The following is a 23,734-nucleotide window of genomic DNA, read 5'->3' on the forward strand; positions in this document are numbered from 1 at the left end:
GAAGTAATGCGCGACAGAAGTGCGGGAGCGCCCGATTTCCTACAATGGAACGACGATGTACGACTTGCTGAAAACCATTGACGACCCGGCGGATTTGCGCCGCCTTGATCGCCGCCAGTTGCAACCGCTTGCCGACGAACTGCGTGCTTTCGTTCTCGACAGCGTCTCGCAAACGGGCGGCCACCTGTCGTCCAACCTTGGTACGGTCGAACTGACGATCGCGCTTCATTACGTGTTCGACACGCCGCGCGACCGCATCGTCTGGGACGTGGGCCATCAGACCTACCCGCACAAGATTCTCACGGGTCGCCGCGACCAGATGCCGACGCTGCGTCAGTTCGGCGGTATCTCGGGCTTCCCGAAACGCGACGAATCCGAGTACGACACGTTCGGCACCGCGCACTCGAGCACGTCGATCTCGGCGGCGCTCGGCATGGCCATCGCGAGCAAGCTCAAGGGCGATAACGCCATGGGCATCGCCGTGATCGGCGACGGCGCGATGACGGCCGGCATGGCCTTCGAGGCGATGAACAACGCCGGCGTCGAAGACGACGTGCCGCTGCTCGTCATCCTCAACGACAACGACATGTCGATTTCGCCGCCGGTGGGCGCGCTCAATCGCCATCTCGCGCGCCTGATGTCGGGCCGCTTCTACGCCGCCGCTCGCGCGGGCGTGGAGCGCGTGCTGCGTCACGCGCCGCCGGTGCTCGATCTCGCCCGCAAGCTCGAAGAGCACGCGAAGGGCATGATCGTGCCGGCCACGCTGTTCGAGGAATTCGGCTTCAACTACATCGGCCCGATCGACGGTCACGACCTCGACTCGCTGATCCCCACGCTGCAGAACATCAAGGAACTGCGCGGCCCGCAATTCCTGCACGTGGTGACGAAGAAAGGCCAGGGCTACAAGCTCGCCGAAGCCGACCCGGTCCTGTACCACGGTCCCGGCAAGTTCAACCCGGCCGAAGGCATCAAGCCGTCCACCACGCCCGCCAAGAAGACCTACACGCAGGTGTTCGGCGAGTGGCTGTGCGACGCGGCCGAGCTCGATAACCGCGTCGTCGGCATCACGCCGGCCATGCGCGAAGGGTCGGGCATGGTCGAGTTCGAGAAGCGTTTCCCGGATCGCTACTTCGACGTCGGCATCGCCGAGCAGCACGCGGTGACGTTCGCGGGCGGTCTCGCGGCAGAAGGCCTCAAGCCGGTGGTCGCGATCTACTCGACCTTCCTGCAACGCGGCTACGACCAGCTGATCCACGACGTGGCGCTGCAGAACCTGCCGGTGATCTTCGCGATCGACCGCGCGGGCCTCGTCGGCGCGGACGGTGCAACGCACGCGGGCGCCTACGACCTCGCGTTCATGCGCTGCATCCCGAACATGATGATCATGGCGGCGTCGGACGAAAACGAATGCCGTCAGATGCTCTACACGGCGCTCCAGCAGGACTGCCCGACGGCCGTGCGCTATCCGCGCGGCGCGGGCACGGGCGTCGCGACCGTCAAGCAGATGGCCGCGCTGCCGGTGGGCAAGGGCGAAGTGCGCCGCGAAAGCGCCGCGCCGGCAGGCAAGCGCGTGGCGATCCTCGCGTTCGGCACGATGGTTGCGCCGTCGCTGGCCGCCGCCGAGGAGCTGGACGCCACCGTCGCGAACATGCGCTTCGTGAAGCCGGTCGACGCGGAGCTCGTCAAGCAGCTCGCCGAGACGCACGATTACCTCGTGACCGTCGAGGAAGGCTGCATCATGGGCGGTGCGGGTTCGGCCGTCGTGGAATCCCTGCTTGAAAGTGGGGTTATCAAGCCCGTACTACAATTGGGCCTCCCGGACCGTTTCATCGATCACGGCGACCCGGCCAAGCTGCTGGCGGGCTGTGGCCTCGACGCGGCAGGGATCGCGAAGTCGATTCGCGAGCGCTTCCTCGACCGCGCGGCGAACGCGTCCGGCAAGTCGGTGATGCGCGTCGCCTGAGTTGGATCGCGCTGAGCGGCGCCGCGGGTTTTCATCGGAAAACCGTCGCGCGCGCCGCCGCCGCCCACTCCACAATTGAACCGGCGGACGGGTCTTGCACCCGCGCTCCGCCAGCCAGCGCCGGCTCATGCCGGCGCTTGCCATTTGCGCGCCGCAGTTCGGCGCGGCCTGAGGATAAGAACATGAATCAGATGAATCCGGCTTTCGTGATGCCGGACGTCCAGAGTTCCGTCGATACCCGCCAGATCCCGATCCAGCGCGTCGGCGTGAAGGGCGTGCGCCATCCGCTGACCGTGAAGACGGCGGCAGGCGACGTGCAGCCGAGCGTCGGCACGTGGAATCTCGACGTTCATCTGCCCGCCGACCAGAAGGGCACGCACATGTCGCGTTTCGTGGCGCTGCTCGAAGAGAACAAGCAGCCGCTCGAACCGTCGACGTTCCGCGCGATGCTGACCGCGATGATCGCGAAGCTCGAATCGCAGGCGGGCCGCATCGAAGTGTCGTTCCCGTACTTCGTGAAGAAGGTCGCGCCGGTGTCGGGCGTCGAGAGTCTGCTGGACTACGAAGTGACGCTGACGGGCGACGTGCGCGACGGTGTGACGCGCCTGTTCCTGCAGGTGCTCGTGCCGGTCACGAGCCTGTGCCCGTGCTCGAAGAAGATCTCGCAGTACGGCGCGCACAACCAGCGCTCGCACGTGACGATGAACGTGGAGTTCGACGGCGAACTGGCGGTCGAGGAGCTGATCGTCATCGCCGAGCAGGAAGCCTCGTGCGAACTGTGGGGCCTGCTCAAGCGTCCGGACGAGAAGTTCGTGACCGAGCGCGCCTATGAGAATCCGAAGTTCGTCGAAGACCTCGTGCGCGACGTGGCCGTGCGTCTGAACGCCGACGCGCGCGTGATCGCCTATACGCTCGAAGCCGAAAACTTCGAGTCGATCCACAATCACAGCGCCTACGCCGTGATCGAACACGACAAGCGCGTGTCGGCCTGATCGGGTCGAAAGCGTGCGTTGCTGACGTAAAAAAGCCGCCTGAAAAGGCGGCTTTTTTATTGCGCCGACGTCGCGCTCACTGCTGCGCGAGCGAGGTCAGATCCCAGCGCGGCTTCACCGTGAACGCGTAGTCGTGCGTGGCCTGGTCGGGCCAGCGCTGCAGGCGCAGCGCGCCCGCAAGCGCGATCATCGCGCCGTTGTCGGTGCACAGCGACAGGTCGGGGTAATGCACCTCGAAGCCGCGCTTTTGCGCCGCCGCCGAGAGCTTTTCGCGCAACTGTTTGTTCGCGCCCACGCCGCCCGCGACCACGAGGCGCTTCATCTTCGTCTGCTTGAGCGCGGCCAGCGACTTGGCGGCCAGCACGTCCACGGCGGCATCGACGAAACCGCGCGCGATATCGGCCTTGCCCTGCTCGCAGATATTCGGGCCGAGCTTCTTCACATGCGTGAGCACGGCGGTCTTCAGGCCGCTGAAGCTGAAATCGAGATCGCCCGAATGCAGCATCGGACGCGGCAATTCGATCGCGCCGGGCGTGCCGAACTCCGCGAGCCGCGAGACTTCCGGGCCGCCCGGATAGCCAAGGCCGAGCAGCTTGGCGGTCTTGTCGAAGGCTTCGCCGGCGGCGTCGTCGAGCGTTTCGCCGAGGGTTTCGTAGACGCCCACGTCGGTCACGCGCATGAGCTGCGTGTGGCCGCCTGAGACCAGCAGCGCGACGAACGGGAACGGCGGCGGCGCGTCCACCAGCAGCGGCGAGAGCAGGTGCCCTTCGAGATGGTGGATGCCGACCGTCGGCCGGTTCCACGCCATCGCGAGCGCGTTGGCGATGCTCGCGCCCACCAGCAGCGCGCCCGCGAGACCAGGGCCTTGCGTGAAGGCGATGGCGTCGATGTCGGTGCGCGCCGCGCCGCTGTTCGCGAGCACTTCCTCGAGCAGCGGCAACGCGCGGCGGATGTGGTCGCGCGAAGCGAGTTCGGGCACGACGCCGCCGTACTCGCGATGCATGGCGATCTGCGAATGCAGCGCGTGCGCGAGCAGGCCGCGCTCGCTGTCGTAGAGCGCGAGGCCGGTTTCGTCGCAGGAGCTTTCGATGCCGAGTACGAGCATGGTGGGGCGCGCAACGGCCGCCAAAGAGGCGCGAACCGTCGCTAAAACAAAGTAAAAGGGAAGCCTGAAAGTATAGCAGCGCACGCGCAAGACGGCTGGCGGGCGATGGCGAGCGGCCGCACAGGTAAAATGCGCGCCATGGAATCATTCGACATCGCCGTGATCGGCGCAGGGGCGGCCGGCATGATGAGCGCGGCGGTGGCCGGCCAGCAGGGACGCCGCGTGGCGCTGATCGATCACGCGCCGCGCCTCGCGGAAAAAATCCGCATCTCGGGCGGCGGACGCTGCAATTTCACGAATCTGCACGCCAGTCCCGCCAACTATCTCTCGAACAACCCGCATTTCTGCCGTTCGGCGCTCGCGCGCTACACGCCGCGCGACTTTCTCGCGCTGCTGCGCCAGCATCGCGTGACGTGGCACGAGAAGCACAAGGGCCAATTGTTCTGCGACCAGTCGAGCGAAGCCATCATCGACGTGCTGCGCGCCGAATGCGACGCCGGGCGCGTCGCGTGGCGCCGTCCGCTGCCGGTCGAGCAGGTCGGCCACGCCGACGAAACCGGTTTCGTGCTCGGCACGCCGCAGGGCCAGATCAGGGCGAAGGCGCTCGTGATCGCCACGGGCGGCCTGTCGATCCCCAAGATCGGTGCGACGGATTTCGCCTATCGCGTCGCCAAACAGTTCGGCCACAAGCTGATCGACACGCGTCCGGCGCTCGTGCCGCTGACCTTCGCGCACGACGAATGGGCGCCGTACGTGCCGCTCTCGGGCGTCTCGCTGGAGGTGAACGTGGCGACGGGCGAGCGCAAGACCGGCGGCGCCTTCGACGAAGACTTGCTGTTCACGCATCGCGGCCTGTCCGGCCCCGGCGTCCTGCAGATTTCGAGCTTCTGGCAGCCTGGGCAACCGATCCGCGTGAACCTGCTGCCCGATCGCGACGCCACCGAGGCGCTGATCGAGGCGAAGGGCGCGACGAAGCGCCAGATCGGCAATCTGCTCGCCGAGTGGGTGCCGGCGCGGCTTGCGCACGCCTGGCTGGAGACGCATCAGGTGCCGCTGGAGGCGCGTATTGCCGATCTGCCCGACAAGACGCTGCGCCGCATCGGCGACGGCCTCGCGAAGTGGACGCTCACGCCCACCGGCACCGAGGGCTACAAGAAGGCCGAGGTCACGCGCGGCGGGGTGGATACGCGCGAACTGTCGTCGGCGACGATGATGAGCCAGCGCGTGCCGGGACTCTATTTCGTGGGCGAAGCGGTGGACGTGACGGGCTGGCTCGGCGGCTACAACTTCCAGTGGGCCTGGGCCTCCGGCGTGGCGGCGGGCGAAGCCGCCGCAGCCTTTACCGGCGCGGCTTGAGCGGGTTTTGAGGCGGGTAAAACGGGCTCGACGTTTACCTGTCTTTTGAAAAACCCTCTGCTATACTCGATCCTCTTTACCCCCGATCCGTTATTGGAAAATGACGACCATCCGCGTAAAAGAAAACGAACCCTTTGAAGTCGCCATGCGGCGCTTCAAGCGCACGATCGAGAAGAACGGGCTGCTGACCGAGCTTCGTGCGCGTGAGTTTTACGAGAAGCCTACGGCTGAACGGAAGCGCAAGAAGGCGGCGGCGGTAAAGCGGCACTTCAAGCGTCTGCGCAGCCAGATGCTGCCGAAGAAGATGTACTGATTTCCGCGCCGCCATGGCCGTTCCGTCCGCGGAAATCCATGACGGCGCAAGCAGCGCGGCGCGCCGGCCCGCAGGGTTCCTGCAGGATCCCGTCGCGCGCCGTGTTGTTCTCTGGTGTGGTCGCAACCCAGCCGAATCCGCACCGACCCGCCTGGAAACGCTTCCAGGCGGGTTTTTGCATTCGCTTTTGCGTTTCTCCGATGCTTCGCTACGATGTTTCGGCAGGACGACCTCACTGCCCCGGTTTTCCGGGTTTCTGCAACCAACGCAATTCAGGTGAGTGATGAGTCTCAAAGACCGGATCAACGACGACATGAAGGCCGCGATGCGCGCGCGCGAAAGCGAGCGTCTCGCCACGATTCGTCTGCTGCTCGCCGCCATCAAGCAACGTGAAGTCGACGAGCGCGTGACGCTCGACGACGCGGGCATTACGGCGGTCATCGACAAGATGATCAAGCAGCGCAAGGACTCGATCAGCCAGTTCGAAGCCGCCGCGCGCGCGGACCTCGTCGAAAAGGAGCAGGCCGAGCTGGTCGTTCTGGCTGCCTACATGCCCGAGCAGCTTTCGGACGCCGAAATCGCCGCCGAAGTGCAGGCCGCGGTCGCCCAGGTGGGCGCGGCGGGCCCGCAGGACATGGGCAAGGTCATGGGCGTGCTCAAGCCGAAGCTGGCCGGCCGCGCCGACATGACGGCCGTCTCCGGTCTCGTCAAGGCCGCGCTCTCGAAGTAACGGCACGCTCTCGCGCGGCGCCGGCGTCTGCATGACAGCCTGCCGCCGCGGCGAGGCGACTGCCCGTCATGGGCGCCGCGCAAGCGCGCCCCCGTTTTACGCCAACCGAGCGACCAGGCCCCGATGATTCCGCATTCGTTCCTGCAGGATCTGCTAAACCGCGTCGATATCGTCGACGTGGTGGGACGCTTCGTGCAGCTCAAGAAGGGCGGCGCGAATTTCATGGGTCTCTGCCCGTTCCACAACGAAAAGAGCCCATCGTTTACCGTTAGTCCAACGAAGCAGTTCTATCACTGCTTCGGTTGCGGCGCCCACGGCACCGCCATCGGCTTCCTGATGGAGCACGCCGGGCTCACGTTCCCCGAAGCCGTCAATGAACTCGCGCAGTCGGTCGGCCTGACCGTGCCGCAGGAACCGTCGCCGATGCGCGGCGGCTTTGGCGGCGGCCGCCCCGGACAGGGCGGCCAGAGCGGTGAGGGCGGCTATGCGCCCGGTGTCTCGAAAGCGGTCACGAACGCGCTGTCGGACATCATGCAGACGGCTTGCGACTACTACCGCAAGCAGTTGCGCAGCGCGCCCAATGCGATCCAGTACCTCAAAAAACGCGGCCTGACCGGCGAAGTCGCGGCCCGCTTCGGGCTCGGCTATTCGCCCGATGGATGGCAGAACCTCGAAACCGCGTTTACCGATTATCGCGACGACTCGCTCGTCGAAGCCGGCCTCGTGATCGTCAGCGAAAAGCAGGACGCACAGGGCCAGGCGCGCCGCTACGACCGCTTCCGCGACCGCGTGATGTTCCCCATCCGCAACGTGAAGGGGCAGGTGATCGGCTTTGGTGGCCGCGTGCTGGACGGCGGCGAACCGAAGTATTTGAATTCGCCCGAAACGCCTCTATTTAACAAGGGCAGCGAGCTGTACGGGCTGTTCGAGGCGCGTCTCGCGATTCGCGAACAGCATTACGTGCTGGTGGTCGAAGGCTACATGGACGTGGTCGCGCTCGCCCAGCTCGGATTTCAGAACGCGGTGGCCACGCTGGGCACCGCCTGCACGCCGATCCACGTGCAGAAGCTGATGCGTCAGACCGATACGGTGATCTTCAGCTTCGACGGCGACTCGGCCGGCCGGCGCGCGGCGCGGCGCGCGCTCGACGCGTGCCTGCCGCATGCGGCCGACAACCGCACGATCCGCTTCCTGTTCCTGCCCACGGAACACGATCCGGACAGTTACGTGCGCGAATTCGGCACGGAGGCGTTCAAGGAGCAGGTCGACCGCGCCATGCCGCTGTCGCAGTTCATGCTGAACGAAGTGCTGGCGGGCAAGGAGCTGGATCAGCCGGAAGGCCGCGCCCGCGCGCTGTTCGACGCCAAGCCGCTGCTCCAGGCGCTGCCTGCGAACGCGTTGCGTGCGCAGATCATGCACATGTTCGCCGACCGGCTCGACGTGCCGTTCGAGGAAGTGGCGGCACTCTGCGAGGTCGACGCGCGCATCGCCCAGGCGGCGCGCCAGGCGCCCGCGCGCAAGGACCGGCACCTCGTGACCGGTATCGAGCGTAAGGCGCTGCGCAACCTCGTGATGTATCCGCGCATCGTGGCGCAGCTCGACGAGGAGGCCGAACAGGCGCTCATCACGCTCACGCGCCACGGCGAGCTGTTCGAGGAAGTGACCACCCATGCGCGCGCGCTGGGCGACGCGGCGGAGTTCCAGCTGCTTTCGGATCTCTTGCGCAATGGGGCCAATGCCCCCACGTTCGAGGAGATTTTTCGCGAAATTCTGGACTATGATGAAAACGTTCGGGATTTGCTGATGAAAAATCCAGAAGACGGTGCCGTGCAGGAGGAGCGCCGCGAGCAGGAACGGCTCGTGAGCGAGGAAATGACGGCTGCCATCCTCAAAATGCGCTTCGACGCCTGCAGCGAACGGCTGGACGTGCTTTCGCGGCAATCGAGGCACACGCCTGAAGAATTGGCCGAATACGTTAAATTGAATCAGACGCGGGCTGACATGAAACGTCAGCTCGGACTGTAAGGGAGGCGTGTGCGGGGGTGATTATTACCGTGCGTGCTATAATAAAAGGTTTTCAGCGGTTTGTTTTTGTTTTTTCCGGGCGGGCAGCTCAAGTATCACTCGGAGGTCGTTTCGCCGGGTGATGCCGAAAGGTGTCCAGTTTCCAGCAAGGGGCGGAATGGCAATGGCAAAGACTACAGGCGGAAAAAAGGCGACAGGCACAGGCTCGACGGAGCCGACCGGCAAGGTCACGAATGCCCAGGACGCCCCATCCGCCAGTTCCCGCCGCAAGGCGGCAACCGCCAGTCATGAAGTACCCGCAGTCCGGAAGAAAGCCATGGCTGCTTCGGCCGCGCGAGCGGCGCCAACCCGTGCGGCGAAAGCTGCAACTCATCCGGCAACGAAGCGGTCCGGTGGTCCGAGTAGTGCAAGGCAAGTGCCTGCCGTTGCGGACGATGCGGCAGAGCGCGAGGCTCCAGTATCCACGGTTCAAGAGGCTGATGTCCAACAGCCGCGAGTCGAGACTACAGCCGGTACGGCGAACTCCATGACGAAAAAGCTGAATGAAGTGCCCGTCGATGACGACGCAAACCAGAGCGAGGAAAGCACGCCCACCCCGGCGGCCAAGGGTGAGAAGACCACCCGTGCGCGCGACCGGCGAGCGAAGGAAAAGGCGCTGCTGAAAGACGCGTTCGCGTCGTCGCAGCCCGGTACCGTCGAGGAACTCGAGGAACGTCGCAACAAGCTTCGCGCGCTCATCAAGCTTGGCAAGGAGCGCGGCTACCTCACCTACGCCGAAATCAACGATCACCTTCCGGATAATTTCACGGAAACCGAGGCGATCGAAGGCATCATCAGCACGTTCAACGACATGGGCGTCGCCGTCTACGAACAGGCGCCGGATGCCGAAACGCTGCTCCTCAACGACAACGCACCGAACGCCTCTTCCGACGACGAAGTCGAGGAAGAAGCCGAGGTCGCGCTCTCGACCGTCGACTCCGAATTCGGCCGTACGACCGACCCCGTGCGCATGTACATGCGCGAGATGGGCACGGTCGAACTGCTGACGCGCGAAGGCGAAATCGAAATCGCCAAGCGTATCGAAGACGGCCTCATGCACATGGTCATGGCGATCTCCGCTTGCCCGACCACGATTGCCGACATCCTCGCCATGGCCGAGCGCGTCGCGAACGACGAGATTCGCGTCGATGAGCTCGTCGATGGCCTGGTCGATCCGAACGCCGAAGACACCGACGGCTTCAACGCCAAGGAAGCGGAAGAGATCGAGAACGAAAGCGAGGAAGACGAAGAGGAAGAGGAAGAAGAGGAAGAAGAAGAGGACGACGACGGCGCGGCGCAGGCGACGGCCAACGCGGCGCAGCTCGAAGCGCTCAAGCGCGCCTCGCTCGAAAAATTCGCGCTCATCAGCGAATGGTTCGACAAGATGCGCCGCGCGTTCGAAAAGGAAGGCTACAAGTCGAAGGCCTACCTGAAGGCGCAGGAAACCATCCAGACCGAACTGATGTCGATCCGCTTCACGGCGCGTACCGTCGAGCGTCTGTGCGACACGTTGCGCGCGCAAGTGGACGAAGTGCGCCAGGTCGAACGCCAGATCCTGCACACGGTCGTGGACAAGTGCGGCATGCCGCGCTCGGAGTTCATCGCGCGGTTCCCGGGCAATGAAACCGACCTCGACTGGTCCGAGAAGATCGTCAGCGAGAATCACGCGTATAGCGCGATTCTGTCGCGCAATATTCCGGCGATCCGCGAACAGCAGCAGCGCCTGCTCGATCTGCAGGCGCGTGTGGTGCTGCCGCTCAAGGACCTCAAGGAAACCAATCGCCAGATGGCGGCGGGCGAACTGAAGGCGCGTCAGGCCAAACGCGAAATGACCGAGGCCAATTTGCGTCTCGTGATCTCGATTGCGAAGAAGTACACGAACCGCGGTCTGCAATTCCTCGACCTCATTCAGGAAGGCAATATCGGCCTGATGAAGGCGGTAGACAAGTTCGAATACCGGCGCGGCTACAAGTTCTCGACCTACGCCACGTGGTGGATCCGTCAGGCCATCACGCGTTCGATTGCGGACCAGGCGCGCACGATCCGTATTCCGGTTCACATGATCGAGACGATCAACAAGATGAACCGCATTTCGCGGCAGATCCTGCAGGAAACCGGTCTCGAGCCGGATCCGGCCACGCTCGCCGAGAAGATGGAAATGCCGGAGGACAAGATCCGCAAGATCATGAAGATCGCGAAGGAACCGATCTCCATGGAAACGCCGATCGGCGACGACGACGATTCGCATCTGGGCGACTTTATCGAAGATACCAACACGGTGGCGCCGTCGGACGCCGCGTTGCACGCTTCGATGCGCGACGTGGTGAAGGACGTGCTCGACTCGCTCACGCCGCGCGAGGCGAAGGTGCTGCGCATGCGTTTCGGTATCGAGATGAGCACCGACCATACGCTGGAAGAGGTCGGCAAGCAGTTCGACGTGACGCGCGAGCGGATTCGCCAGATCGAGGCGAAGGCGCTGCGTAAACTGCGTCACCCGAGCCGCTCGGACAAGCTCAAGTCGTTCCTCGAAGGCAATTGATCGCTTTGCGCGCTTGCGATTCGGAGTTATCGCAAGCGAAAGCAGGGATCGGATGGTCAGGCTGGCCCGGTTTCGTGTAGTATGTCGGCCTGCCGTCGAAAAGCCCGGCCTTTGGCAGACCGGGCTTTTTTGTTGACGCTGTCTTTGTTGTAGCGTCGTTGGGCCGGACGCCGTGTTGGTTGCAGGCAGCGGACTCATAATCCGCCTCCGAAAGGACGTCGTGGGTTCGAACCCCACCCGGCCCACCAGGTTATACGCACTCGCATTACGCGTGAATCTTGTGCCGTTAAGCATAAATTGGCCATTTGGCCACGTTATGCTTTATTGGACGATCGGCCACTTTTTGCCTTATGGGCAAAAAGTGCTAGACGGGGAAGCCGTTACTCTTCGGGCCGCGGCTTTCCGCCTAAATCGGTCCGACGCGCACGCTTCTTAACGTGTCACACGGGTCATCTTCGTCCAGGCGTCGCCCGCCGCTCTCAGACTTCCGATCTAGCGGCTTGCGAGGGCAACCCCCTGTTAGATGTCATCACACTCGACGTAACCAGTAAAGTTGCTCTCGATCGGCTTCCTGTCGCCCGGAAACCAGATCTCGCCATCGTATCTCTCGACATCGTCGAAACTTGAGTCCCCGCAGTTCACAAATTCGCTCACATCCAGTTCGCACGGAGCGTCCTCTTTGACGACCTCCAAGAGTGCCACCGCCAAGCACTCTAAGCTAGCGCAGGGGAAGCCGATTGAATTGTGGCGGGGGAGCACATCCCTAAGTTTCTTCGCCTTGCTATGCGGACTCCAAGTTCGCTCAAAGCATTCCTTCAAAATCCCGATATCGACGAGTGGATCGGAAACCCGGTACTCGTGCATACGCGAGGCCATGTATCCGCTAACCCATAGCCCAAGCGCATGGAGCCAATCGTCAAGGCTCGCGTGCTCGACCGTGTACGCGCGGCGTTGCGCTTTCTCGGGCGTGTCGTAGAGCTTTTGCAAATTGGAGAACCACACGCCATTGTGTTTGAATTCTCGGAATTCGCATTCGAGGGTTTCTCGGGTGAACCCCACGAGTTGAAGGCGCCGGCGAAGCTCTGCAGTGGTTGTATAGTACGCATACCGCATTTCATGTTCACCACGGTCCGGGTCCAAAAATACGCGATCGGATTTCTCAAATAGCCACCGGCTGTAACCATTCGCCATGTCACTGATAGAGTTGCAGCCTATTTGAATGTGCGCATAGCACATGAAAAAATCACCTTAAAATCAATGAAAATACGACGTGCAAGCAGGGAAGTAATGCTGGGGCATTAAATCATCCTTGCGCTGTGGTTTGAATAGACTAGCACTCTCGAAATTAAAATCAAAGAGAATTTGGATTTATCTTTAATGTCGAATCAATGATTTGAAAATCATCATTAAAATAAGCGAAGTTTTCTCACTGTGCCATTCGCGCGGCCGACGCTCTCGCTGAGCGGCGTGGCTAGCCCATGGGGGTGGCATAGTCGTAGGGGCCCCAGAAGTGAGCGTATGCTGCGGCTCCTATCCGTGAACACGTGCAGTATGGTCGTTGTGGCACCTAGGCGTTCGCGCATACACTTACGCTCAGTTAGCCACCGCCACGCTGCGCACATTTTGCGAGCACAACGATTCCGATCGAGAAACGTTTGTGCTCGTTCGTAGCGATCACGGGCGGATTCTTGGCGAAAAGGCGGAGAAACTCTGCGTGACGCCGGAGTTTTAAGAGCGCAGCCAACTAGTTATCTAAACGGCATATGGTCGAGCGAATTTTTCAGAATATTCCCGAAGGCAAACTCGGAGAAGCAGACAAGCAACCGTTCCTGACGAGCTTGGGCTGGTCCCGAGGCTCGTCATGGAGCGACCTCCTACAGTCACGACGTGTGCTGTTGATATCGGAGGCCGGAGCGGGGAAGACCTTCGAATGTCGTACTCAGGCTCAACGTTTGTCTGCAGCTGGCGAGCCTGCCTTCTTTGTTGAATTGGCAGGTTTGGCAAAAGATGAACTGCGTGCCCTGTTGGACGATGAAGAAGAGGCTAGGCTTGACGCATGGCTTTCGTCCCAGTCAGACGTCGCTACGTTCTTCTTGGACTCGATAGACGAGCTGCAACTGAGCTTGGGCTCATTTGAGCGTGCGCTAAAACGCTTTAAGAAGGGTATTGCAAGCCAACTAGGGCGCGCTCGCATCGTCATTACAACTCGCCCCGTCGCATTTGACGGTGAGCTCGTTCGCACTGTGCTTCCGATTCCATTGACCGCTGCCGCCGAGCCGAGTGAGGAGCAGTTCGCGATGATTGCCATGCGAACGGAACAGAAAAAGGACAACAAAGAAGACGAAATCCCTGATTGGCGAACGGTGGCTCTGATGCCGCTTTCGGACACGCAAATCGTTGAATTCGCTCGTGGACAGGGCGTGGAGAATCCCGATGTTTTGCTCCAAGACTTGCAGAGACGTAACGCGCAGGAGTTTGCGCGGCGACCACAAGACTTGATCGAGCTATGCAGCGATTGGCGAGAGCATAAGCGTATCCGCACGCACTATGAACAAGTTACGGCGAATGTACGGGTCAAGTTGCAGCCTCGGGACGACAGGCCCGAGCCCGCCGAGTTGTCAGTGGAGAAAGCGATAGAGGGTGCCAGTCGGCTCGCGTTGGCAATGCTTATGACCCGACGTCTGACCATAAGGCACAATGCTGCCTCCGACGCTGGCCACAACGATGCAGCGGTCGATCCATCGATCATTCTTGCGGACTGGAAACTTGGCGAGCGAAAAGCTCTTCTTGAAAGACCGTTGTTCGGTTTTGCGTCTTATGGGCGCGTGCGATTCCATCACCGCTCGGTCGCAGAGTACCTAGCGGCGCATCGTCTTCGTACGCTCAGCGAAAGCGGGATGTCGCACCGCGCTTTGATGCGCCTGCTTTTCGCGGAGACCAGAGGCAAAGTCATCGTTCGCCCCTCAAAGCGACCAGTGGCGGGCTGGCTCGCTCTGAGTGATGCCGCAATATTCGAGACGCTGCGCGACAATGAACCTGCAGTCCTACTAAGTGAGGGTGATCCCGAATCGCTCACGCCGAGTCAGCGCATTCAAGCGCTTCGATCGTACGTCGAACGCTATGGGAAGGGCGGATGGCAGGGGCGACAAGTACCGCACATTCAAATCCATCGCTTCGCATCTCAAGAACTCTCAAGCGAGATTTGTCGACTTTGGCATGCGGGGGTCGAAAATCCTGAGGTGAGATGCATCCTGCTATATCTCATTGAGAGTGGACGCCTGGTAGACTGCGCGGATGTGGCGTACGGATGTGTGTGTGATCTGAAAGCCGAGGCCTCGGAACGCGTAATTTCGCTCGATGCGATGATAGCGATTCAGGACTCGAGGCTAACGAGCATCGCGCATTCCGTCGCAAACGACCATGCTGCGTGGCCGGACGACATTGCGCGCATGGCGCTCGTTAGGATGTTTCCACGCGACCTCTCGGTAGACCAGTTGTGTCAGACGCTAAAGAGGCTGAAAGGAACCGATCGTAGTTTCAATGGTTTGGGCTTGCAATTGCCACGCTTGCTCGAGAACGCCGAACTCGATTCTTCACAGCTTGTGGCTGTTCGCGATGGTCTTGTCGAACTTTTATCTGAGGGGCACAGATGGGATAGTCGATGGCCGCACTTCGTTAGCAACCGGCCTAATCTCACCGGAGCTCTCGCGGCGGTTTGCACACGAGGGCTCAGCATCAGCATAGATTCGCAATGGTTGCGAGCGTGCGTTCTTGCTCTGCGTCTCCACGATCGAACGAATGGCAAAGACGACGCGCACAAATCCCTGAGGAAACGACTCAAAGACTTTGGGGCGACAGACAATGCACTGTTGTTCTGGACGACGGACGCATTCATTCAGTCCCTTCGAGTCATCACCGATCCGCGGGAACGCCTAGTGGAAGTCATTTTTCACGACAGTCCACTAGAGCTCGTTGCAGTCAGGGATCTTTCGTGGGTAAGAAGTGCACTAGGTGATACTGCGCGTTCAAGCACTGATCGTGCGTTTGTCTTGCAAGTTGCCCTGCGCCTCTGTCCGGGCGAAGAGTTGTGGCCGCGTCATCTTTCAGAACTAGAGCCGCTCGTTGCTGACTTGCCGGAACTTCTCGCTATCGTTGACGAGTGTAGAAAGCCACCAGCAAGAAACAAAGAACTCGAACGAATTGAGGCGAGAGGGGCCGCGATAAAACAGCAACGCGAACGGCGAGCCGCTAAAGACAGAGCGAGCTGGATGCTATTTTGGCGAGAGGTTTCCCAGCAGCCTGATAGCGCATTCTCCGACGAACGTAGCTGGAATACTGCATGGAATTTGTGGCGAGCAATGAGCCACGCTGGAGCGGACAGTCGGGAATCCGGCTGGAATCGACGTCTTATCGAGGAACAGTTCGACAAGGCGACGGCTGATCGCCTACGCCGCATCTTGATGAGAATTTGGCGGACAGAATCGCCGACGTGTGCGAGCGAACGGCCTTTGGAGCAGCGCAACACATATCTCGTGCGATGGCAGCTTGGGCTCGCAGCCATCTATGCTGAGGCCGAGGATGCGACTTGGGCATCACGAGTGACCCACGCAGAAGCAATGCTCGCCGCGCGCTTTGCACTAATCGAAGTTGGAGGGCTACCCGCTTGGCTGGATAGCCTTATCGAGGCTCATCCTCAAGCGGTAGATGCCGTCATTGGCCACGAGCTTACTTGGGAGTTGGGCCAAAAGGCGGAATCCGGTCAGCCGCTGCTATTGCAGAGCATTAGGTACGCTCCATCGGCTAATTTTTTTCTTCAGCGGCTTAAGGCGTGGCTAGACAAAAAAGGGGACTGTTTGGCAGACGCTAACGCAGCAACCGCGCAGCGGCTGAGGCAGGTAGTTGGCGTCATATTGGAGCGTGGTGACGAAGAGATGCACGAGCATCTGCTTGCGACGGCTCGACAGCGTCTACAGGACAGTGTGCCGAGTGAATTCATCTTCGCGTGGTTGTCAACGGTTATGCGACTCAATCCTGAGGTCGGGGTCGCAGAGCTAGAGGATCGCTTGAGCACGATCGAACCCGGACGTCATAGTGAGGCTGTGACTTGGTTCAGTATGTTGTTCGGCGATCGTTTTGAGTCTGTTAGCTTGCGCGGTGAAGCGTTCGCTCCATCTTTGCTATTGCGATTGTTGCGTCTTTCGTACCGTCATGTGCGTCCGAGCGACGATATTAAACACGAGGGCGCTTACAGTCCGGACACTCGGGACCATGCTGAGCGTGCGAGAAATGAAATTGTTGGCGCACTATTTGATGCCGACGGAGAGGATGGGTGGTCTGCGAAACTTGAGATGGCCAACGATCCCCTATGTGCACATTTCAAGGACCGTGTCTTGTCCATTGCAGAAGAGCATTGGGCGCAAGAAATCGATTCTGCTGCGTTCGACGACGCACAGGCCGTTTCACTCGATAAAACAGGCGAAGCTCCCGCGTCGACGAACGAGGCGATGTTTTCAGTATTAAAAGATCGCTTGGCTGACCTCGATGACCTTCTCCTGCGCGACGTGTCGCCACGAGAAGCATGGGCGGGTATCGCAGAGGAACGGGTTATGCGCCGTGAGATTGCGCGCGAATTGAGTCACGCCGCCAATGGAGTTTACAGAGTCGATCAAGAGGCTGTCACGGCGGATGAAAAGGAGACGGACATTAGACTGCGGTCTATCTCATCCGATCTTGAAGCGGTGATTGAGTTGAAGCTTGGTGATGGTCGAACGGCGAAAGACCTGCGCGACACGATCCACAATCAACTGGTCAGGAAGTACATGGCCGCTGAAAACAGCCGGTCAGGGTGCTTGTTGATCACCCTAGCCAGGCATCGCAAATGGGACCATCCTGAGGATGGCCGGCGCATCGATGTGGATGAACTGATGTCGCTGCTCCGGTCGGAAGCCACGCGCGTTCAAGAAACGATGGGCAATTCTGTTGCGATAAGCGTTCATCTGTTGGATCTTCGACCCCGACTGCCAGCTGAAAAGGCATCGAAGTAACGACATGAGAGACGGCTAGCCAGAGGGGAGGCTTGCCGTCCCACTAGGACCTTCACCGCTTGAGCCAACTCGTACGACTATCTCCGGCAGACCTTTTCCTTTGCTTCTTCGAGAAGCACGAAGATTTCGCGAACGCTTCCGAGCACCTCTTTAGGAACCCTTCGTCTCAACTCGCGCAGGTTAGGTCCCTTTCCCTCAGCCAGAATGTCGAGAACCGCCGCTTCGATGAGTGCGGCGGCTCTTGCGCGGCTTCGGCTAGCGCGTTCCTTACGATCGCGCATCCATATTTCGGCAATTTTTTTCGCCTTGTCGTTTGCTATCTCATACAACTGCTTCGGATGCATTTTCAGTTGGCGAGCTGCCTCGCTAACACTGAGCCCGCTGCTACTTACGATGACCTCATCTAGCTGTGCGTTGACCTTTTCGAAGTCAATCTTCCTTGCCGATGCACGCTTGTGGTGACGCGGGCGTAGTTCGTTGGATTCGCTGGCGACGATCGTGAGGGCGTGTGCACCCGAGACGTCGCCGCTAAGCACAGCCGGGAGCTCTAGGCCTGTGCTAGCAGAGATTCGAAGGAGGGCAGGCATCGCAGGAGTGCCGCCATCGCTAAGCCAGTAGTGCACCGTTGACTTATTGAGCCCTATCCGGCGAGCGAAGACGGCAGGCATCCCGTCATCTAGCAGATCTATGAGACGGACTAAGCCCTCGATCATTGTTTCCCGCGTCGGCGTTCCGCGAAGCGTCGCAGGTGCTGCCAGTAACTTCGCAATTTGGAGCGATGCCCAGAGTGTCGCAGCCGTTGCTGACGATGGCGCAGGAAAATCACCAAGGAATGCTCCACAGAAACAACACCAACCCGCAACGACGCAAGTGGAGCCGTTACGCGCGTCCGGGCGCCCACAATTCGGGCAGAAGCCAACGAGCTTAGCCGCATGTTTTGGGCACGCGTCAACTGTCCCAATATCCCATGCGAGTCGAAAGTAAGGTTCGCGACCTTCGCTGAGGTCTTGAGCAAAACACAGTGGGCACCAACGGCAGTGCGGCGAGAGAAGACCAATACCGGCAATGACGTTGCGCCACGGGAGCATGGTGAGCAGGTCAAGTTGCGCGATGCCAGTGAGTTGCGACAGTACGGACGACCACTGTTCAGTCGAGTTGCCCATCCCGTTGAGGTTTATGTCGTTTAAGCGAAACTTACCAGGTTGTTTCCAGCCTGCTAAGGCGAACACGTGAAGCTTGAGCGACGGAGCTGAGATGCAATGAGAAAGTGCAAGTCGCAAAAAATAGCTGAGGAGACTCTCGGCATCCGAAGTTCCTAGACCTTTAGGCGATAGTGGATTGAGATGCGAGCGAAGTAGTGATGAGGTGGAACTCATTTTTCAGTCTCTCCCAGTGGCTGACCACATTGCTAAACAGTTCTTCGATTTCGCCACATCACGGCGAGAAATCGCTGTTTATTCAGCGAGAATCCGAGATTTCGCTTTGTGATAAAAATTATTTGCATTATAAAATTTCTCACCAGACTCATTCTTGATAAGCTTCTTCACTTGTCGAAGGCTGGTACTTTCACCTTTAAGGCAAAGATCATCGATTGCCTTCCTCATTCTGTTGACGATTCTTTCTCGTCTCTGATGGCTCCTTTCCCCTACATGCTTTTTCCACCGTGCTCCAGCGCGGCGAGCCCTCTCATTCGAGATGTCGTAAAGGGTTCGGGGAGTAACGTTGAGTCGGCGTGCCGCTTCTTGGACACTAATTGGAACATTAAGGCAAGCGAATTCATCCAATTTCTCATCGATTTTCTTTCGATCAATTGGCGCGGATGCTTTGCGATTCGGTGTCTCAAAAAGCCCAGACAATTGCAGCGTAGGTTCGGAGGGGTGCGAAAATCGGTCTGTATCTGCAGTCAGTAATTCTTTTACGCTGACTCCGCATTGCGACGCGATACGTAAGTGCGCGGACATCGCGGGAATGCCACGTTCTTTGAGCCAGTGAGTAACAGATGACTTGGCGACACCGATCCTTTTTGAGAATGCTGCGCCGGTCCCATTATCGCAATTCCTGACGAGCGTCGAAATGCCGTCAAGCATGGCGTCAGCGCTTGGATTTGACTGCAGGTTGCGTGCGGCGGCCAGCAACTCTCCGACCTCTGTTGCCTTCCATATTTCCCCGGAGTTTGCTTCGCTCAACGTACTCGTACCGCAGAGGAACGCGCCGCAAGAGGCACACCAACCGGGCACGACGCAGCCCATACGACTGCGAGCGTTGGCGCTTCCGCACTCGGAACATGCGTCAATGAGCTTGATCCGATGATGTTGGCAAGCCGTGACGTCGACGAGGTCCCACGCGAGTCGAAAGTATGGCGTACGCGTTTCTGCGACATCTTGTGCGAAGCAGAGTGGACACCACCTATTGGGCCTCGCTGTTAGCCCTTTCTGGGCGACGACGCTGCGCCACGGAAGCATGGTCAGGTTGTGGAGGCCAGCGACAGATGTAAGTTGTGACAGGGCGGCGGACCAGCGTTGAGCAACTTCACCGCTCGCATTCACGTTGAATTCGCGCATCTGAAGGTTTGAATCGACTCGCTTGTCCCAACCCATATCGGCTGAGACTCTCCCCATCAGTGAATGGGCGGATACGCAATGCGAGACCGCGAGGCGATAGAAGTAGCTCAGTAGGCTTTCAGTATCGGGCGTGCCGACGCCGAGAGGTTCGAGCGCGTGAAGTACCGATCGCGGACTTGGATAGAAAGTGTTCATTGTTTATTGCTGCTTTTTCTGCTTCGTTTGGGCTTCGGAGCTGTCCAGAATTCGTATGAAGCTCGGCTCGATCGCCGCCTCTCCATCGAGAATTTCATCCAGAATCTTTCGCCGCTGTGCTTCGGTAAGAAGTGCGCGTTCCAGCGCCTCCTCACTCCATCCGCCCGAAGCGTCGGCGAGTCTGGCGGCGCGTTTCAATACGTCGCTGAGTGTGCCGACACATCCCAACGTATTTCGCATCAACGCCTTTGAGTGTTGCGAGAGTTTGCCGCCCCAAAGGTCGGGAAGGGTTTTCTCGAACGCACTAACGCAGCGTTCAAACGCCCGCACGTCCTCCGGATGATCCTCGCGATAGCGCGAGAAGTGAAGGACATGGGTGCGTCGAGCGATTTGCCCCGACAGCGACACGAGTTTGTAGAGGTCATACGCCCCGACCATAATCATTTGAGCGCCACTGGTGTTGGCCAAAGACTTCAAAGTATCCAGCTGAATCTCCAGCCTGCCTTCGCCTCGGGTCTGGCGGATGATATGAGCGGCCTCGTCGATAACGAGAAATTGCACACCGCGAGCCTTAAGGCCTCTTTCAACCGCGCTGCGCAGAGCAGCGAGCGTGTTGCCGGAGGATCCCCGCGGCTTTACCATCCGCCCAGATTCCGGGTCGACTCCGTAGACGACCTTCGGATAGTCCATTTCGTCGCCAAGTTCAGCAAGGATCCGCTGGTAAAACATGCGCCAAGAGAAATTGTTCTCCCCGGATGACGGGGCCTCGACGTAGATCGCAGGGATAATGCCTCGATTGGCTTCCATTTCGAGACGGGCTCGTTCCAATGCGGAACTGACCATGAACCTCGACAACGTCGTCTTGCCCGCCCCAGAGGGGCCGCACACCAGCAGGATGCTATCTTTACTGCCGGGGTAGATTAGAGTGTCGAGTTCCATCATGACGTCCCCGATGCGTGTGTGCTTGATGCGTTTTGCCGCCAGAATATCGGTGCTCTGACTTGTGGATTGGGTCGAAGTTTGCTTTTGTTGCTGCATGTGAGTACCTTAGAAGTCTTCGAATTCGTCGTCGTCGGCGGCGGAATGGTCGCTTTTGACGTGGTTTGCCCGGGGTGATTCATCGGGCAATTTCGGTCGCGCTTGGATCGCAACGTTGGGAGTTTTGTTTTGAGCTGGTTGTGAGGCGATGGGCTTGGTTAGCGGAATCTCAATTCGGCTGAAATCAGCGATATCCGCAGGCACAATGGGCTCGACACTCGCAAATTGCAGGTTGTTCCACAGCTTCTTGTTTTCCGATTGACGCTCCATTTCGAGTGCGACCGCGCCTTCCGGTGTGAATACTTCTAGGAATTCCCGGAGTCGTTGCGCAGACTTTTCGTCGCCCGCGACTGTGTTGCTGCGCCGGTTAAACTCAGCTGTGACTGCGCGCTGTTCGACGTCTGTCATCTGTCCAAGGCCATGGAGGTTGCGACAGATTGCGCGTACCCACCCATCTTTGATAAGGACGTAAACTGTCGACGCGTTCCACGGGTCGTACCGTACCGGGAAGCTCTTTTTGGAAACCTTTGAATCCTGAAACGCCTCGTTCCAATAGAATCGGTTGTCCACCTTGACGCCACGCTGGGGATGAACTTGCCGCATGCCCGTTCGATCCACAGGTGGGCAGGTTGCAATCAAGAAGTCTCGGTCGAACGTGATACGTCGTTGCTCGCGTGACCCGTTTTCGCGTAAGCCGCGCACGAAAGTGGCTCTCGGCGAATCGCCGAGCGCTGGGTGTTCCTGTTCGTCATAAAACTCAAACGCCCAATGCTGAATGCCGTAGTAGAGGTCGTGAAGGGTCCATTCGGCGAGTTTTTTGGGCAGGTGCGAGCCGGTAACCATACGAACGTTTTTGGTCGCCTTGGTATTGCCTGCGAGGTTGTGGATGTATTCGGTGTTGAGACGCCCAAACATCCTCTCAAGTACCGCACCGTGCCTTGGGTTCCCGGCCGGACGAAATCTCACATGCGTGCCCAACACTCGCAGGAAGGACTTGAAAGCGTCCGAGAGGAAGTCGCTTCCGTTGTCGACGATAATGAATTCAGGCAAGCGATTAAATCGCCTTACCAGGTCGCGAACGACCATCATCGAAGAGGTGTACGACGGCGAATCAAAAGTCAGGTAGATCGCCACAATACGCCGTGACCATGCATCTACCGCAAAGCTCAGCCACGGTCGGCCGAGCGACTTGCCTGTCTTGCTTGAAATGACTTCAATATCAAGTTGAGTGTGGTCGATATGGACATATTGCAGCGGTCTGCTGCCGTGAGCAGGACTGTCGTAGTAGAGAACATCAATAAAGGTGTTCTCTTGGTAGGCAATGCGCTTACCTAGTCGAGTTCTGACGTCTTCGTTCGTCGCGTTTGCCTTGATGTGCGCGATCATCGTTGGTAATGAGGGGCATGTTGCGCCAGCCTCTTCAAATGCGACCTTCATCTTCCGATGGCACGTTGTATAGTTGATAGCTTTGCTATTCTTCCACTCGGTTTCGATGATGCGGTCCATCAACTCGATCTGAATATCGCTCAGTCGTGGCTTGCGGTTGCCCCTCCCTTTCGTGTTAGGAACAAGCGCAAGAATCTCGTTGTCACCGTTGGCTAACGCAACAAGCCGCCGAGCGGCCCATCGACGCAGCGTTCTTGAAGCGATGTGCTTTTGGTCCGAAGATGAGTTGAGAAATGCCTGACGTGCAAGCGCATCCTTGAGATCCTTCTCTGAAAATCGGCTCAGATCTGTGTCTTTTTTCTTCCCCGCGCGTACCGCTGTAATCTGCTTTTTCTCGTGAGCCTCTTCGATCCATTCTCGAGTCAACGAAATCGTGGAATCGTCCGGCGTCTTGCAGATAATCATGTCCTCGCCCACGACGAGCATGGTCAGCTCGCGCCCCTCAAACAAGAACTTCGAGCCTTCTGCAATGTCCAGTGCAAAGCTTTCCTCACGAGGCAAGCTGCCAGATCGCAAAGCAGCGTTTGAGAAATCGCGAACTGCCGCATCGCGGTACAGCCGGAAGAGGCGCTTCTCTGCGAGCGAATCGCGGTCTAGGTCGGTGACCACGAGGTTGTCTGCTATTGCCTGATTGAGAAAGTCAGCGTTGAAGCTATGTGGGGACGACAGCAAATCGTGGAACGACAAAGAGCCGTGTTCACGGAGAGCGGAATACAACAGAGTTAGCGTGTCCTCGGAGCACGGCTCCGCATCTGGAAGGAAATAGTCTGCCAGGTAGAGAAGATTTTCGACACGGCGGCGTGGGATCGCTTCTTCGCTGCAAAGCTTGTAGCGAATCCCGAGCTCCGCAACCTGCTTTTCAATCGGTGGCGAATACCATTGGCCATCGGAGTCTTTGGCGTAGCGGTATGGGTACTTCTCCGCCAAATGACTTAGCTTGGTCTCGGATTTCCACTCTTCAAGCGTGAACCCGTCGTGGCTGATCGTCAGGAAGTCTGGGACGTGCGAGATCGCACGTATTTCTCCGGTAGCATCGTTGACAAGCTTCAGTTTCAGATCACAAGGTTGCGGATAGTATTCGAGCACATCTTCTGAATGCTCCTTGGTCACTGCGACGGCAAATTCAATGTGTCGGCTCTCGGTGCGAATTTCCCGCCCCATCTTCCTGCTAGCCAGAACGGTGATGACGTTGCCGCCTCGTGATACTACTTCGCGTACGGGCGCCAGAATGCGCGCATTCAGGATGAGCTCGCGCCCAGCGGCAGGCGTGCCGAGCCGATCGAAAATTTCGGTGAGTTGAGCCTTGTCAAGCATGACGTCCTACGCGTAGTTGATGCGATATAGACGTGTAGGAGCATCAGAGGCCCATGAATCCCAAATCAGTCGTT

At 59.3% G+C, this 23,734-nt stretch carries 14 protein-coding genes, 1 tRNA gene and 1 pseudogene; 9 read left to right on the plus strand and 7 right to left on the minus strand.

Annotated features, from left to right (window positions below):
* Positions 1–55: 55 nt before the first annotated feature.
* Positions 56–1,963 carry a 1-deoxy-D-xylulose-5-phosphate synthase gene (gene dxs / locus SB764_RS35920; protein WP_065059957.1) on the plus strand — a complete coding sequence of 636 codons (1,908 nt, stop codon included), beginning with the start codon at positions 56–58 and terminating at the stop codon, positions 1,961–1,963.
* 182 nt (positions 1,964–2,145) lie between these two features.
* Entirely contained in the window at positions 2,146–2,955 is an 810-nt protein-coding gene (gene folE2, locus SB764_RS35925; protein ID WP_065059956.1) for a GTP cyclohydrolase FolE2, read from the plus strand.
* 76 nt (positions 2,956–3,031) lie between these two features.
* Here folE2 and tsaD read toward each other — a convergent pair whose 3' ends face one another.
* Positions 3,032–4,060 (minus strand): tRNA (adenosine(37)-N6)-threonylcarbamoyltransferase complex transferase subunit TsaD, encoded by a 1,029-nt coding sequence (gene tsaD, locus SB764_RS35930; RefSeq protein ID WP_065059955.1) that lies wholly within the window; start codon positions 4,058–4,060, stop codon positions 3,032–3,034.
* A 138-nt stretch (positions 4,061–4,198) separates the two neighbouring features.
* Between tsaD and SB764_RS35935 the strand changes: the two genes are divergently transcribed.
* From SB764_RS35935 to SB764_RS35960, 6 genes are all read left to right on the plus strand, one after another.
* Positions 4,199–5,416: an NAD(P)/FAD-dependent oxidoreductase gene (locus SB764_RS35935; RefSeq protein ID WP_410866221.1), complete on the plus strand. Its 1,218-nt coding sequence runs from the start codon at positions 4,199–4,201 to the stop codon at positions 5,414–5,416.
* Positions 5,417–5,516: 100 nt separating this feature from the next.
* On the plus strand, positions 5,517–5,729 hold the full coding sequence (gene rpsU, locus SB764_RS35940; RefSeq protein ID WP_065059953.1) for a 30S ribosomal protein S21: 213 nt from the start codon (positions 5,517–5,519) through the stop codon (positions 5,727–5,729).
* A 283-nt stretch (positions 5,730–6,012) separates the two neighbouring features.
* Positions 6,013–6,459: a GatB/YqeY domain-containing protein gene (locus SB764_RS35945; RefSeq protein WP_065059952.1), complete on the plus strand. Its 447-nt coding sequence runs from the start codon at positions 6,013–6,015 to the stop codon at positions 6,457–6,459.
* Positions 6,460–6,582: 123 nt separating this feature from the next.
* Entirely contained in the window at positions 6,583–8,484 is a 1,902-nt protein-coding gene (gene dnaG, locus SB764_RS35950; RefSeq protein ID WP_065059951.1) for a DNA primase, read from the plus strand.
* A 163-nt stretch (positions 8,485–8,647) separates the two neighbouring features.
* Positions 8,648–11,062 (plus strand): RNA polymerase sigma factor RpoD, encoded by a 2,415-nt coding sequence (rpoD, locus tag SB764_RS35955; RefSeq protein ID WP_183713820.1) that lies wholly within the window; start codon positions 8,648–8,650, stop codon positions 11,060–11,062.
* A 160-nt stretch (positions 11,063–11,222) separates the two neighbouring features.
* Positions 11,223–11,310: transfer RNA gene (locus SB764_RS35960), tRNA-Ile, on the plus strand.
* 271 nt (positions 11,311–11,581) lie between these two features.
* Here the strand turns inward: SB764_RS35960 and SB764_RS35965 are convergent.
* On the minus strand, positions 11,582–12,298 hold the full coding sequence (locus SB764_RS35965) for a HEPN/Toprim-associated domain-containing protein (RefSeq protein ID WP_410866222.1): 717 nt from the start codon (positions 12,296–12,298) through the stop codon (positions 11,582–11,584).
* Between the two features lie 527 nt (positions 12,299–12,825).
* Between SB764_RS35965 and SB764_RS35970 the strand changes: the two genes are divergently transcribed.
* Positions 12,826–17,106: an NACHT domain-containing protein gene (locus tag SB764_RS35970; RefSeq protein ID WP_410866223.1), complete on the plus strand. Its 4,281-nt coding sequence runs from the start codon at positions 12,826–12,828 to the stop codon at positions 17,104–17,106.
* 77 nt (positions 17,107–17,183) lie between these two features.
* Here the strand turns inward: SB764_RS35970 and SB764_RS35975 are convergent, their stop codons facing one another.
* The 5 genes and pseudogenes from SB764_RS35975 to SB764_RS35995 all read right to left on the minus strand — a co-directional run bounded on the left by SB764_RS35975 (position 17,184) and on the right by SB764_RS35995 (position 23,660).
* The gene (locus tag SB764_RS35975; protein ID WP_410866224.1) at positions 17,184–18,482 is read right to left on the minus strand and encodes a TniQ family protein; all 1,299 of its coding nucleotides are present in this window, start codon (positions 18,480–18,482) and stop codon (positions 17,184–17,186) included.
* Between the two features lie 78 nt (positions 18,483–18,560).
* Complete coding sequence (locus tag SB764_RS35980; protein ID WP_410866235.1) at positions 18,561–19,292, minus strand: hypothetical protein; 732 nt, start codon at positions 19,290–19,292, stop codon at positions 18,561–18,563.
* Between the two features lie 120 nt (positions 19,293–19,412).
* A pseudogene (locus SB764_RS35985) lies at positions 19,413–19,862 on the minus strand (TniQ family protein); the annotation flags it as partial.
* Between the two features lie 3 nt (positions 19,863–19,865).
* Positions 19,866–20,900 carry an ATP-binding protein gene (locus SB764_RS35990; RefSeq protein ID WP_410866225.1) on the minus strand — a complete coding sequence of 345 codons (1,035 nt, stop codon included), beginning with the start codon at positions 20,898–20,900 and terminating at the stop codon, positions 19,866–19,868.
* Between the two features lie 9 nt (positions 20,901–20,909).
* Positions 20,910–23,660 (minus strand): DDE-type integrase/transposase/recombinase, encoded by a 2,751-nt coding sequence (locus SB764_RS35995; protein WP_410866226.1) that lies wholly within the window; start codon positions 23,658–23,660, stop codon positions 20,910–20,912.
* Positions 23,661–23,734 lie beyond the last annotated feature (74 nt).

It is taken from the genome of Paraburkholderia sp. SIMBA_027, from assembly GCF_046535315.1.
GTDB classification, from domain to species: domain Bacteria; phylum Pseudomonadota; class Gammaproteobacteria; order Burkholderiales; family Burkholderiaceae; genus Paraburkholderia; species Paraburkholderia tropica.

Excerpts from the sequence above, each read along its gene's own strand:
- SB764_RS35990 (WP_410866225.1), bottom strand. The coding sequence starts at position 20,900 with ATGCAGCAACAAAAGCAAACTTCGACCCAATCCACAAGTCAGAGCACC.
- dxs (WP_065059957.1), top strand. The coding sequence starts at position 56 with ATGTACGACTTGCTGAAAACCATTGACGACCCGGCGGATTTGCGCCGC.
- SB764_RS35935 (WP_410866221.1), top strand. The coding sequence starts at position 4,199 with ATGGAATCATTCGACATCGCCGTGATCGGCGCAGGGGCGGCCGGCATG.
- SB764_RS35970 (WP_410866223.1), top strand. The coding sequence starts at position 12,826 with ATGGTCGAGCGAATTTTTCAGAATATTCCCGAAGGCAAACTCGGAGAA.
- SB764_RS35995 (WP_410866226.1), bottom strand. The coding sequence starts at position 23,660 with ATGCTTGACAAGGCTCAACTCACCGAAATTTTCGATCGGCTCGGCACG.
- SB764_RS35945 (WP_065059952.1), top strand. The coding sequence starts at position 6,013 with ATGAGTCTCAAAGACCGGATCAACGACGACATGAAGGCCGCGATGCGC.
- rpsU (WP_065059953.1), top strand. The coding sequence starts at position 5,517 with ATGACGACCATCCGCGTAAAAGAAAACGAACCCTTTGAAGTCGCCATG.
- dnaG (WP_065059951.1), top strand. The coding sequence starts at position 6,583 with ATGATTCCGCATTCGTTCCTGCAGGATCTGCTAAACCGCGTCGATATC.
- SB764_RS35965 (WP_410866222.1), bottom strand. The coding sequence starts at position 12,298 with ATGTGCTATGCGCACATTCAAATAGGCTGCAACTCTATCAGTGACATG.
- tsaD (WP_065059955.1), bottom strand. The coding sequence starts at position 4,060 with ATGCTCGTACTCGGCATCGAAAGCTCCTGCGACGAAACCGGCCTCGCG.
- SB764_RS35975 (WP_410866224.1), bottom strand. The coding sequence starts at position 18,482 with ATGAGTTCCACCTCATCACTACTTCGCTCGCATCTCAATCCACTATCG.
- rpoD (WP_183713820.1), top strand. The coding sequence starts at position 8,648 with ATGGCAAAGACTACAGGCGGAAAAAAGGCGACAGGCACAGGCTCGACG.
- folE2 (WP_065059956.1), top strand. The coding sequence starts at position 2,146 with ATGAATCAGATGAATCCGGCTTTCGTGATGCCGGACGTCCAGAGTTCC.